General features: G+C 71.8%; 11 protein-coding genes and 6 pseudogenes. 9 read left to right on the forward strand and 8 right to left on the reverse strand.

Annotated elements, in window-relative coordinates; translation table 11 throughout:
• Nucleotides 1–518 precede the first annotated feature (518 nt).
• From UK82_RS15045 to UK82_RS37935, 4 genes and pseudogenes are all read left to right on the forward strand, one after another.
• Nucleotides 519–1,172, forward strand: coding sequence for a hypothetical protein (locus tag UK82_RS15045; RefSeq protein ID WP_055407801.1), 654 nt, complete (start codon nucleotides 519–521; stop codon nucleotides 1,170–1,172).
• 116 nt (nucleotides 1,173–1,288) lie between these two features.
• Nucleotides 1,289–1,720, forward strand: coding sequence for an ester cyclase (locus UK82_RS15050; RefSeq protein WP_044883720.1), 432 nt, complete (start codon nucleotides 1,289–1,291; stop codon nucleotides 1,718–1,720).
• A 135-nt stretch (nucleotides 1,721–1,855) separates the two neighbouring features.
• The coding region (locus tag UK82_RS15055) for a neutral zinc metallopeptidase (RefSeq protein WP_236705952.1) at nucleotides 1,856–2,627 on the forward strand (772 nt) is incomplete at its 3' end.
• Between the two features lies 1 nt (nucleotide 2,628).
• A pseudogene (locus UK82_RS37935) lies at nucleotides 2,629–2,746 on the forward strand (neutral zinc metallopeptidase); the annotation flags it as partial.
• A gap of 59 nt (nucleotides 2,747–2,805) precedes the next feature.
• Here UK82_RS37935 and UK82_RS37940 read toward each other — a convergent pair.
• Nucleotides 2,806–3,455, reverse strand: a pseudogene (locus UK82_RS37940) (transcriptional regulator); the annotation flags it as partial.
• 1 nt (nucleotide 3,456) lies between these two features.
• Nucleotides 3,457–3,639: pseudogene (locus UK82_RS37945) on the reverse strand (transcriptional regulator); the annotation flags it as partial.
• Between the two features lie 139 nt (nucleotides 3,640–3,778).
• Between UK82_RS37945 and UK82_RS15065 the strand changes: the two are divergent.
• Nucleotides 3,779–4,480: an SDR family oxidoreductase gene (locus UK82_RS15065; protein ID WP_044883717.1), complete on the forward strand. Its 702-nt coding sequence runs from the start codon at nucleotides 3,779–3,781 to the stop codon at nucleotides 4,478–4,480.
• A gap of 83 nt (nucleotides 4,481–4,563) precedes the next feature.
• Here the strand turns inward: UK82_RS15065 and UK82_RS15070 are convergent, their stop codons facing one another.
• Nucleotides 4,564–5,232 carry an O-methyltransferase gene (locus UK82_RS15070; protein WP_055407766.1) on the reverse strand — a complete coding sequence of 223 codons (669 nt, stop codon included), beginning with the start codon at nucleotides 5,230–5,232 and terminating at the stop codon, nucleotides 4,564–4,566.
• A 279-nt stretch (nucleotides 5,233–5,511) separates the two neighbouring features.
• Here UK82_RS15070 and UK82_RS15075 point away from each other — a divergent pair, with 279 nt between their 5' ends.
• Nucleotides 5,512–6,534: a LysR family transcriptional regulator gene (locus tag UK82_RS15075; protein ID WP_082121684.1), complete on the forward strand. Its 1,023-nt coding sequence runs from the start codon at nucleotides 5,512–5,514 to the stop codon at nucleotides 6,532–6,534.
• A 181-nt stretch (nucleotides 6,535–6,715) separates the two neighbouring features.
• Nucleotides 6,716–7,027 (forward strand): annotated as a pseudogene (locus tag UK82_RS15080) (SAM-dependent methyltransferase); the annotation flags it as partial.
• Between the two features lie 193 nt (nucleotides 7,028–7,220).
• On the opposite strand, the pseudogene UK82_RS37950 reads toward UK82_RS15080, so the two are convergent.
• From UK82_RS37950 to UK82_RS15090, 3 genes and pseudogenes are all read right to left on the reverse strand, one after another.
• Nucleotides 7,221–7,303, reverse strand: a pseudogene (locus UK82_RS37950) (type II toxin-antitoxin system PemK/MazF family toxin); the annotation flags it as partial.
• Nucleotide 7,304: 1 nt separating this feature from the next.
• Nucleotides 7,305–7,622 (reverse strand): annotated as a pseudogene (locus UK82_RS37955) (type II toxin-antitoxin system PemK/MazF family toxin); the annotation flags it as partial.
• The gene (locus UK82_RS15090; RefSeq protein WP_011606673.1) at nucleotides 7,541–7,810 is read right to left on the reverse strand and encodes a hypothetical protein; all 270 of its coding nucleotides are present in this window, start codon (nucleotides 7,808–7,810) and stop codon (nucleotides 7,541–7,543) included. The pseudogene UK82_RS37955 and the gene UK82_RS15090, both read right to left, overlap by 82 nt.
• 62 nt (nucleotides 7,811–7,872) lie before the next feature.
• Here UK82_RS15090 and UK82_RS15095 point away from each other — a divergent pair, with 62 nt between their 5' ends.
• Nucleotides 7,873–8,382, forward strand: coding sequence for an SAM-dependent methyltransferase (locus tag UK82_RS15095; RefSeq protein ID WP_082121674.1), 510 nt, complete (start codon nucleotides 7,873–7,875; stop codon nucleotides 8,380–8,382).
• 94 nt (nucleotides 8,383–8,476) lie between these two features.
• On the opposite strand, the gene UK82_RS15100 is transcribed toward UK82_RS15095, so the two are convergent.
• A complete protein-coding gene (locus UK82_RS15100; protein WP_055407770.1) occupies nucleotides 8,477–9,130 on the reverse strand; it encodes a nitroreductase family protein in 654 nt (217 codons plus the stop codon).
• Nucleotides 9,131–9,308: 178 nt separating this feature from the next.
• Between UK82_RS15100 and UK82_RS15105 the strand changes: the two genes are divergently transcribed.
• Complete coding sequence (locus tag UK82_RS15105; RefSeq protein WP_055407772.1) at nucleotides 9,309–10,061, forward strand: IclR family transcriptional regulator; 753 nt, start codon at nucleotides 9,309–9,311, stop codon at nucleotides 10,059–10,061.
• Between the two features lie 225 nt (nucleotides 10,062–10,286).
• Here the strand turns inward: UK82_RS15105 and UK82_RS15110 are convergent.
• Nucleotides 10,287–10,641 (reverse strand): transposase (locus UK82_RS15110; protein ID WP_236705953.1); only part of this gene is annotated, 355 nt, incomplete at its 5' end.

Raw genomic sequence — 10,641 nt, forward strand, 5'->3', positions numbered from 1 at the left:
ACCCGGTCCCGCGACGCCCGTCCGCCCGCTTCCTGGGCCGCCGACGGGAGCCCGCGGCGGCTCGACGGGCCCGTCCCGGTCCGATGGGCCGAGGCCGGGCGCGAGGTCGGGGGTTCGGGCGAGCCCGATGGTGGCGCACGGATCATTTCCGTCGTCCAGCGGGCGTTTTAGCAGCATTTGAGCTGTTTGTGCTGGTAGGAGGCCTGGGGGGCGCGGACGGGCGGGTCCGCGGCCGCCGGCACCGGCGGGGGTTGGCGAGAAGGCGGCGATATCTGGCAATCCTGCCGACGTGCCGGCGTCCCGGGGGTCGTAGCGTCGACGTCGTACCGTCCGACCCTTCTCCCGGCTCCGCGATGTCCGCGGCTCGGTGATCCCCGCGGCTTAGCGATCCCCGCGGCTTGGTGATCTCCGTGGCTTCGCGGGCGGGCGGTGCCCGTTCCGGCGAGGTGTTGCGTGAACTGCTTGCTGTGCTCTCGGCCGCCGCGGCCGGCGCCCGAGGCGTCCCGCGGGGCGAAAGCGTGACCAAGTTCCTGCTCAGCGTGCACGTCCTTGCCGCGATCGTCGCGATCGGACCGGTCACGGTGGCGGCGAGCATGTTCCCACCGGCCGCCCGCGCGGCGTTGGCCCGGCCCGGCGACGAGCACTCCGCCGGGATCGCGCGGGTGCTGTACCGGATCTGCGGGATCTACTCGGCGCTCGGCCTGCTCGTGGTCGTGTTCGGGTTCTTCACCGCGCAGAGCCTCGACGTGCTCGGCCAGACCTGGCTCATGGTCGCGATCGCGCTGACCGGCCTCGCCGCGCTCGTGCTCGCGTTCGCGATCCTGCCCGCGCAGCGCAACCTCATCGACGAGATCACCGCCGCCTCGGCCGCCCGCGTCGCCGGCAGCGGAGCCGGCACCGACACCGACACCGGCAGCGGCGAGGCCTCGCCCGGGGGCGCGCCCGCCGCCGGGGCCGTCTCGGCGATGGACCTGCCGACCGCCGACATGCCGACCACCAGCCTGCCCGCCTCCCGCGTGGCGGCGGCCCTGGACAGCGGCGCGGCGACCGGCAACGGCATCGCGCTCGCCCGCACCAAGCGCCTCGCGATGACCGCAGGCATCTTCAACCTGCTCTGGGCCACCGTCACCGTGCTGATGATCCTCCGCCCCGGCTCGACCACCGGCGTCTGACCGCCGTCCGTCGCCGCCTGTCGGTCGCGGGATCCGGTGAATCCGTCGTCGCGCGGCCGTGTCCGATGGGATGATTCCGCCTCGGTGAGGTCGCGGCGACGCAGCGGGAGGGCCGGATGGGGGAGGCACTGGACACGGTCAAGCGGGCGCTGGACGCCTTCGACGCCGGTGACGAGGCTGCGGTCCACGCGCTGCTCGACGACGACCTCGTCGTCGAGGCCCCCGGTGGGGTGCGCATCTGCGGGCGCGACGCCGCCGCCGGGTACAGCGCCGCGTTCCTCGCCGCGTTCGGCGACGCGGACGTCGACACGCACATCCTCGCCGAGCAGGGCGAGCTCGTCGTCGAGGAGTACACCCTCACCGCCACGCACACCGGGATCCTGCGCGACGCCGACGGCACCGAGCACCCCCCGACCGGGCGGCGCGTCACCCTGCGGGTCGTCGAGGTCTACCGCGTCCAGCACGGCCTGATCACCGAGAACCGCCTCTACTTCGACCAGACCCTGCTGGCCCGCCAGCTCGACGCCGCCGACCAGCCACCCCGCTGACGGCACCGGCCCACCGGCCGCCGCACGCCGCACACCGCGGGTCGATGTTCGACGGCTGACCGGCACGGACATACTGCCTTGCGGAACCCGGCGAACCGGACAGGTCCGCGATCGGGACAGGGCGAAGGGCGGGACATGCAGTTCGACGACGACTCGGTGGACGCCTCCGAGCTGGAGGACCAGCGCGGGGGTGGGGGGCTCGGCCGGGGACTCGCGGTCGGTGGCGGCGGGGCCGGCATCCTCGGCGTGGTGATCTACCTGCTCGTCGCGGTCCTCGGCGGCGGCGGGTCGGGCTCGGCCGGGTCGCCGCTGTCACAGCCCGGCGGCGGCACGTCCGGCGGCGGCACGTCCGGCGACGTCGCCCGGCGCTGCAACACCGCCGGGGCGATCGACCAGTACGACGACTGCTTCGTCCTCAAGGCGTTCAACGAGATCAACGAGGTGTGGGGCGCCCAGTTCGCCCGCAGCGGCCAGACCTACACCAAGCCGCGGCTGGTCTACTTCTCCCAGTCGGTGCGCACCGGCTGCGGCACGGCGTCGTCGCAGGTCGGGCCGTTCTACTGCCCGCCGGACCGCAAGGTGTACATCGACCTGGGCTTCCTCGACCAGCTCCAGCGCAACTACGGCGCCCAGGGCCGCTACGCGCAGGCGTACATCGTCGCCCACGAGGTCGGCCACCATCTGCAGACGCTCACCGGCACCGAGGCGCGCGTCCGCCAGGCCCAGCAGGCCGACCCGTCCCGGGAGAACCCGCTCAGCGTCCAGCTCGAACTGCAGGCCGACTGCTACGCCGGGGTGTGGAGCACGCTGGCGAACAACGCGGGCAACGTCACCATCGGTGAGGCCGACCTCGACGAGGCCCTCGGCGCCGCCCAGGCCGTCGGCGACGACCGCATCCAGGCCCAGGNCGGCCAGGTCAACCCGGAGACCTGGACCCACGGCTCCGCCCAGCAGCGCAAGAACTCGTTCCTCACCGGCTACCGCGGCGCCACCCTGGCCTCCTGCGGCACCGTCCCCCACGCCTGAGCGGATGCGACGTCATCGAGTACGCCCGCCGACCGCTACCGCGGGGTACTGCCTACGGNCATCGCCTCGGTGCCGATGACGTTGAGGAGCCTGAGCCGGTCGGCGGCCTCGCTACCGGGGGCGGCGGTGTAGGCGACGATGCGCAGGTCTCCGCCGGGAGCGGTGAGCACGTCGCAGTCGAGGGCGAGCACGCCGACGGTGGGGTGGTGGACGGTCTTGGTGACCGCCTCGTGGACGCCGACGACTCCGGCGTCCCACATCTGCGCGAAGGTGATGCTGACGTCCCGTAGGTCCCTGATCAGGGCGCGCAGGCCGGCATCGTCGGGGTAGCGGGCGGCCGCCGCCCGCAGATCGCCGACCATGGCCGCCCTGAACCGGGTCTCCTGCTCGGGGGTGTGGCTGATCCGGCTCGGCGGACCGGTGAAATGCAGCCAGACGATGTTGCGCTCCCGTCCGCGCAGCGCGGACGGGTCCCCGAGCAGGGCGGCCCACAACGGGTTCCACAGGATCAGGTTCCAGGCGGCGTCCCACACGCTCAGCGGCGCGCCGTCGAGCTGGTCGAGCAGCCGTCGGACCCCAGGCGGGATGTGCGCCGACACCTGCCCGGGACCCGGCGCCCACTGGCCCGCGAGCAGGTACAGATGCTCGCGTTCGGCCGCCGACAGGCGCAGCGCGCGGGCGAGGGCGGACAGCACCTGCGCGGACGGGGNGGTCGCCCGGCCCTGCTCCAGGCGGACGAGGTAGTCCACCGACAGGCCGGCGAGCTGCGCCACTTCCTCGCGGCGCAGCCCGGCAGCCCGACGTACTCCGCCGGCGGGCAGCCCCACCGTGGCCGGAGCCATGCGGTCGCGCCAGCCACGCAGCGCCCGGCCCAGTTCCCTGGATCCGCTCACGTTTCCCAGTATCCGCCGGCGGTGCCCGAACAGCCTGGTACTGCTAGTCCACCGGCAACGATGGGCACTGGCTGCCCGTCCGGGGTACGGGCGAGGGTGGAAGCGACACCAGCCCGCCGATCACCGGAGTCGATCACCCATGACCACCACCCTGATCACCGGAGCGAACAAGGGCCTCGGCTTCGAGACCGCCCGCCGCCTGACCGAGGCCGGGCACACCGTCTACGTCGGGGCGCGCGACGCGGACCGCGGCCGGGAGGCGGCCGGGCGGCTCGGCGCCCGCTTCGTGCAGCTCGACGTCACCGACGAGGATTCCGTCGAGGCTGCGGCCAAGACCGTCCGCGCGGAGGCCGGCGGCCTCGATGTTCTGGTCAACAACGCCGGGATCGTGGGCGCGCGCAAGCTCGGCCGGCTCGGCGAGGTCACCGCGGCCGACATGCTGGCCACGTACGACACGAACGTCTTCGGCGTCGTGCGGGTCACGCGCGCCTTCCTGCCGCTGTTGGCGGACAGCGACGCCCCGGTCGTCGTCAACGTCGGCAGCGGTCTCGGCTCGCTGGCGGCCACCAGCGACCCCAGCCGGATCGAGTCCCAGGTGACGGGGCTGGACTACCACTCCTCCAAGACCGCGCTGGTCATGATCACCTCGCAGTACGCCAAGGCGTTCCCCGCCATCCGGTTCAACACCGTCGACCCCGGCTACACCGCCACCGACCTCAACGGCCACCAGGGCACCCAGACCGTCGAGGAGGGCGCGGAGGTCATCGTCCGCCTGGCGACGATCGGCGCCGACGGCCCGACCGGCGGCTACTTCGACAGGACCGGCCCGGCCGCCTGGTGACGGGCCGGTCAGTAGTGGCTGGCGGGGCCAGTGGTGGCTGGCGCGGCCAGTGGCGGATGGCGAGGCAGTGGCGCAGGGCGGGATCAGTGGCGCAGGGCGAGGTCGAGGCCGTCGTCGAGGGGGATCTCGACGCCTGTGTAGCCGTTGCCGGGGGTGCGGACGTAGTCGAGGTAGTCGCGGGTCTCCGCGGGGAACAGGGTGACGTCGTCGGCGACGATGAGGGCGCCGGGGGCGAGCCGGGGTTCGAGCAGGCGCAGCAGCGGCAGGTAGAGCTGGTTCCAGCCGTCGAGGAGCAGCAGGTCGATGGGTCCGGGCAGTTCGCGCAGGGTCTCGAACGCGTCCCCCGTCCGGATCTCGACGAATGCGTCCAGGCCGGCCTCGGCGAGGTTCCCGGCCGCCGCCTTCGCCTTCGTGGCCGACAGCTCGGTGGTGATGATCCGGCCGGCGCCGTTGTCCCGCGCGGCCGCCGCGAGATGAATCGCCGAGATGCCGTAGGACGTGCCGAACTCGACGGTCAGCGCCGGCCGGTTCGCGCGGGCGAGCAGGTAGAGCAGCGTGCCGACCTCCCGGGACACCGGCATGTAGACGTCGGCGGCGAGCTCGGCCAGCTCCACCGCGGTGAAGTCCCCGATGGTCCGGTCGGGCCCCACCGTCGATCGGAAAGCGTCGAGGGTGATGGCGTCGTTCTCGGCGGCGGCGAACGAGCGGTCGAGGACCGCGCTGACGGCTTCGTCCTGCAGGAAAATGGGCATGCGGAAGCAATCCCTTTCGATGTGCGGTGGGATTCGATGTGCGGGTGGGCGGTGGGCGGTGGGCGGTGGGCGGTGGGCGGTGGGCGGTGGGATGTGGAGGTGGGATGAGCTGGGTCGGTCCATGCCGCGCTTGCCCGGAGCCCAGAACGGCTGGATGGATCGGCCGTCACGGCAGCTCTTCGACGGTTTACGTAACATCGCGATAGGTCGTTAGGGCTGAGCGTAGGACGACGACGATCTGCCTTCAAATGCAACTATGGCAATGCGAGGATGCATGCCATGCATTCCGCCGCCGACCTTCCCGCCGCCACCGGACGCGACGGAAGGCCGATACATCCCGTGCTCCTCCCGGCCGCCGCGCCCGGCGAATCCGCCGAGGCCCGCCCGCTCGCCGGCGTTGATCTCAACCTGCTGGTCACCCTGGACGCGCTGCTGGCCGAGCGGAGCGTGAGCGGCGCGGCGCGGCGCCTGCACCTCACCGAGCCGGCGGTGAGCCGGGCGTTGGGACGCATCCGCAAGGCCACCGGTGACCCGATCCTCGTGCGCGCCGGCAACGCCATGGTCCCGACCCCGCGCGCCCTGGAGATCCACGCCGAGGTGCACGCCCTCGTCCAGCGCGCCCACGCCGTGTTCGCGCCGGTGGGGGCGCCGGACCTCGCCACCCTGGACCGGACCTTCACCATCCTCGGCAGCGACATGCTCGTCGCCGCGATCGGCGTGGACCTGCTCGACCGGCTGGCCCGCCAGGCCCCCCGCGTGCGCCTGCGCTTCCTGCCGGAGCCGACGCCGTCGGCGGACCCCCTGCGCGACGGCACCGCCGATCTGGAGATCGGCCAGATCGACTCCACCGCACCGGAGATCCGCGTCGAGACCCTCGGCGAGGATTCGGCCATCGCCGTGGTCCGCGCCGGACACCCGCTCACCGAGCGTCCGCTGACCCCGCAGCGTCTCGCGGCCGCCCGGCACGTCGTCGCCTCGCGCCGCGGCCGGCTCCATGGGCCGATCGACGACGCGCTGGCGACCCTCGGCCTGCGCCGCGCGGTCGTCGCCTCCGTTCCGTCACATACCGTTGCGCTGGCGCTCGTCGCGCAGAGCGATCTCGTGGGCGTGGCGCCGCGGCGGCTCGGCCGGGACAGGCTCGCCGCGCTTGGCCTCGTGCCCCTCGATCTCGGCCTGGACCTGCCGTCCCTGTCCCTGTGCCTGGCCTGGCATCCCCGCTTCGACGCCGACGCCTCCCACCGCTGGCTGCGCGCCCAGGTCCGCGACGTCATCCGCGGATCAATAACTCAGAGTGAATTCTAGGTCGGCCCCACCTCTGGGGGTCGTGTCTTCGATGACCCCTGAAAACACTGCGGGATAAGGTTTTCGGGCTCGGTTCTTCGAGTCGGACGCGCCGGTGGGGGTTGATGCGGTGAGTAATGCTGGACGGTGGGCCGCAGGGTCCGAGGGATCAGCCGTCGACGCCGGGCGCCGGAGCGACCCGGTGGATCTGCGCGTCGACCAGCCTCATGTGGCCCGGATGTACGACTACTACCTCGGCGGGAAGGACAACTTCCCGGCCGACCGCGAGGCCGCCGAGCAGGCCATCGCCGCCTTCCCGAACGCGCCGCTCGCCGCCCGCCAGAACCGCGCGTTCCTCGTCAGGGCCGCCCGCTACCTCGCCACCGAGGTGGGCATCCGGCAGTTCCTCGACGTCGGGACCGGCATCCCGACCTCGCCGAACCTGCACGAGGTCGTGCAGGGCATCGCCCCCGATGCCCGGGTCGTCTACGCGGACAACGACCCGACCGCCCTCGTACCGCTCTCAGGGTTCTGACCTGCATCTTTTTGGTGATCGGGCCGTATCCGGGTCCGTACCCGGGTTGCGCATTCCGCGCGGCTCGGCCGGGGGGCGGTAAGCACCGCTCGACAGGTCTGTCAGCTGTGTCGGACCTCCGTCTTCACCCGGTCGCGCGGGGAGGTCGATGTACGGGAGCCAGACGATGCGCTCAGCGCAGCAGGCCGAGGTAGCGCGAGAGGGTGTGCTCGACCTGGGCCATGTCGTCGCGGGAGAGGTAGTCCACGAGTTCACNCGTGACATAGGAGCTGTCGATGGTGCGGATCTGGTCGATCAGGATCCTGGTCGACCGTCCCGTAATGATCACCTCTGGTCTGAAGGTGGACGCCTGTGCGCTGGTCGACGTGGGCACGATCGTGACCGTGGACCACGCGTTCTGCTCCATGCTCAGGACGAGGCCGAGTCGACGTCCCCGCTGTTCATACCCGCGCTTGGCGTCGCCGAGGTCCACCGGGTACACGGCGCCGCGGATCACGGGTGGTCCTGGGACCTGGCTGGTACCGCGAGGTTCGTACCTGTGATCACGATGTTGCCGTTGGTGTCGTACTCCCATGCATCGGGCTCGGCGGACAGGTCCTCATTCCGCAGCCGGTGCATGTCCTCGCGGGCACGCACCTCCCACGCCTCCCGGTCCAGCAGTCGCAGGGCGCGCCGGATGACGTCGCTGGTCTTCTCGTCCTGGCGACGGTTGGCCTCAACGATCCGGAGGTCCTCTTCGGTGGGGCGGAATCCGACACTCATGACTCCACTGTACAACAAACGTACAACATCCGAAGGGGTCGGTGGACGCGTAGGGCAGGGGCATGTGTATCCCGGGGCTGGTACCCATCGTGCTCACGCACGCCCGCGCGCTGCTGACCAGCACGCCCCAGGGCCGGACCGCCTACCTCCACGCCGACCTGCACGACCCGGCGAGCATCCTCGACTCCGCGGAGCTGCGCTCGACGTTCGACCTGACCCGGCCGGTCGCGCTCTCCCTGATCGCGATCTTCCACTTCTTCCCCGACGACCACGACCCGCACGGCATCGTGCGCCGCCTCGTGGACGGCCTGCCCTCCGGCAGCCACGTCGTCATCACCCACTCGACCGCCGACTACGACCAGGGGGTGGCGCGGCTCGTCCAGACCTACCTGGACCGCGGCATCCCCGCCGCGGCCCGCAGCCGCGCCGAGGTCGAGTCCCTGTTCGTCGGCCTGGAGCCGGTCGAGCCCGGCGTCCAGCTCCTGCATCGTTGGCGCCCCGACGCCGACGTCCCACCCGAGCTCACCGACGCCCAGGTCAGCGGCTACGGCGGCATCGCCCGCAAGCCGTAGCCACCGGCTTCTCCCCGGGCTCTGCGGCCACCACCTGCCACCGCGGCCACCATCTGCCACCGCGGCCACCACCTGCCACCGCGGCCACCACCTGCTACCAGTGATTGCGGTGCAGCACCTGGTCGAGGGGGACGCGGGAAGCCGGTCGGAAGTCGGTGCCGAGGGTGTAGGCGAGGGGGATGAACGCGGCCAGCATCACCTGGTCGTACGGGACTCCCAGCACCTCGGCCATCTCACGTTCGAGGGGCGCCTGCGCGGTCGTCCACACCGTGCCCAACCCCCGCGCGCGAGCGGCGAGCATGAAGCTCCACACGGCTGGCAGGATCGAGCCCCAGGTCATCGACTGGGCGAGGACGGACGCGTCGTCGGTCCGTCCCTCCACACAGGGGACGACGAGCGCGGGCACCCGATGGATGTTGTCGTAGAGGTGCCGGAAGCCGCTGCTGATCCTGGCCAACGACGTCGGGTGGGCGTTCATCCGCTCGACGTCGTGCCGCGTCAGCGGGCTGGCCTGCGGGTCGGCCGCGGCGACGGCCCGCCGGAAGACATCCGCGAGCGCCCGGCGTCGTTCGGAGTCGGTGACCACGACGAAGTGCCATCGTTGCCGGTTGCGGCCCGTCGGTGCCTGCACGGCGAGCTCGACGCATTCCTGGATGAGCTCCCACGGCACCGGCCGGGACAGGTCGAGCCGGTGGCGTACCGCCCGAGTGGTGGACAACAGCTCGTTGGACGACAGGTCCAGCAGCATGCTCGTGCCTCCCAGGGCCTGGTGCGGATCGGGGAATCCACAGGTTGCCCGGCGGCGGCGCCAGGGCGGTAGCGTCCGGTTTCATCAGGTGAAAGCGGCGCGGCGACGGGCGCGTGTGCAGAGCCGTGATGCGATCACGCGACGCCGGGGGATGGCGGGGCGTCCGGAAGGCGGTGGCATGTCGGCGGTGGGAAGAGCGCTGTCCGTCCTGGACGTGTTCGACGGGGCGGCCTGCCTGCGGCTGACGACGATCGCGGCACGGACCGGTCTTCCGGTGCCGACGGCGCTGCGGCTCGTGCGGGAACTCGTGGCATGGGGAGGGCTGGAACGCCAGGCGGATGGGTCGTACCGGCTTGGGACCCGACTGTGGGTGCTGGGCGGCCAGGTCCCGTGCCAGCGTCGGCTGGCCGAAGCCGGGCGCCCCTACCTGCGTGGACTGCGGACGGCGACGGGCCGGCCCGTCGCGCTCACCTGCCTCGACGGCGACCGGCTGCTCGTCGTCGACGAACTGGGCGAGGCGGTGGCTGCGGGCTCGCACCTGCCGCTGCACGCGACGGCGGCGGGCAAGCTCTTTCTGGCCCACGGCCCGGACGACCTGCGCCGGCAGGTCCTCGGCAACCTGGTGCGGATCACCCCCTACACCGTCACCGCGCCGGGGCTGCTCCTGCGCCAGTTCGCCGACATCCGCGGCGGCTCACCGGCGACCACCAGAGAGGAGTGGCGCCTGGGGGAGTGCGAGGTCGCCGCGCCGGTGGGTCCGATGGGCGAGGCCGGTCCCGCCGCGGCGCTTTCCGTGACAACGTCGTCCGCCCCGGCCGCGCGCCGCGCCGCTCCCATGCTCGCCGCGGCGGCCACCGCCCTCACCGCCCACCTCACCTCACCCGACCCGATCGCCGAGATGCGTGACAGCCGCTCCCACCGATCGCCGTGACCTGCCCCTCGACGTTGATCCGGCCTGCCGAGGCGTTCAGGTCGGGCTCCCCACCGTCGCCGGGCCGGGCAGCGTGGCGCGGTTCCGCGGAACACCATGATCGCTAAATGAGGGAACCTGGACCTGGTCACGATCCCTCCAGGGATGATCAGCGTCCATCGCGGACCCACAAATGCACCGTTCCCTCTACTTGCGCAGGAGAACTACGACGGCTACTACCGACCTTTAATGCGCGAGGTCGGCTGATTGATCATGGGATGGTGTCAAGGTCAACCCGGTGCCCGCCAGGCAGCCCTCGAGCAGGTCAGGACGGTGTCCGACCCGGCTCATGCCGCGTCGGACCAGACTGGTGAGATGATCGACGTCGACCAGGACCCGGTTGGCGATCTCCCCGCGTTTCAACAGCGACCAGACAGATTCCACTGGATTCAGCTCCGGGCTGTACGACGGCAACCGGATCACGGTCAGCCACAGGGAGTTCGCCGCGATGAACGCGAGCATTCCCGCGCATCGATGGGTGTTCAAATTATCCCAGACCAGCACGACCGGCCGGCCCAACCGGCGGTGCACCGCCACGATC

The organism is Frankia sp. ACN1ag (genome assembly GCF_001414035.1).
GTDB lineage: Bacteria > Actinomycetota > Actinomycetes > Frankiales > Frankiaceae > Frankia > Frankia torreyi.

Coding starts and splice junctions, on each gene's coding strand:
- UK82_RS15050 (WP_044883720.1), top strand. CDS start 1,289: ATGGGGGAGGCACTGGACACGGTCAAGCGGGCGCTGGACGCCTTCGAC.
- UK82_RS15065 (WP_044883717.1), top strand. CDS start 3,779: ATGACCACCACCCTGATCACCGGAGCGAACAAGGGCCTCGGCTTCGAG.
- UK82_RS15070 (WP_055407766.1), bottom strand. CDS start 5,232: ATGCCCATTTTCCTGCAGGACGAAGCCGTCAGCGCGGTCCTCGACCGC.
- UK82_RS15075 (WP_082121684.1), top strand. CDS start 5,512: ATGCATTCCGCCGCCGACCTTCCCGCCGCCACCGGACGCGACGGAAGG.
- UK82_RS15090 (WP_011606673.1), bottom strand. CDS start 7,810: ATGAGTGTCGGATTCCGCCCCACCGAAGAGGACCTCCGGATCGTTGAG.
- UK82_RS15095 (WP_082121674.1), top strand. CDS start 7,873: ATGTGTATCCCGGGGCTGGTACCCATCGTGCTCACGCACGCCCGCGCG.
- UK82_RS15100 (WP_055407770.1), bottom strand. CDS start 9,130: ATGCTGCTGGACCTGTCGTCCAACGAGCTGTTGTCCACCACTCGGGCG.
- UK82_RS15105 (WP_055407772.1), top strand. CDS start 9,309: ATGTCGGCGGTGGGAAGAGCGCTGTCCGTCCTGGACGTGTTCGACGGG.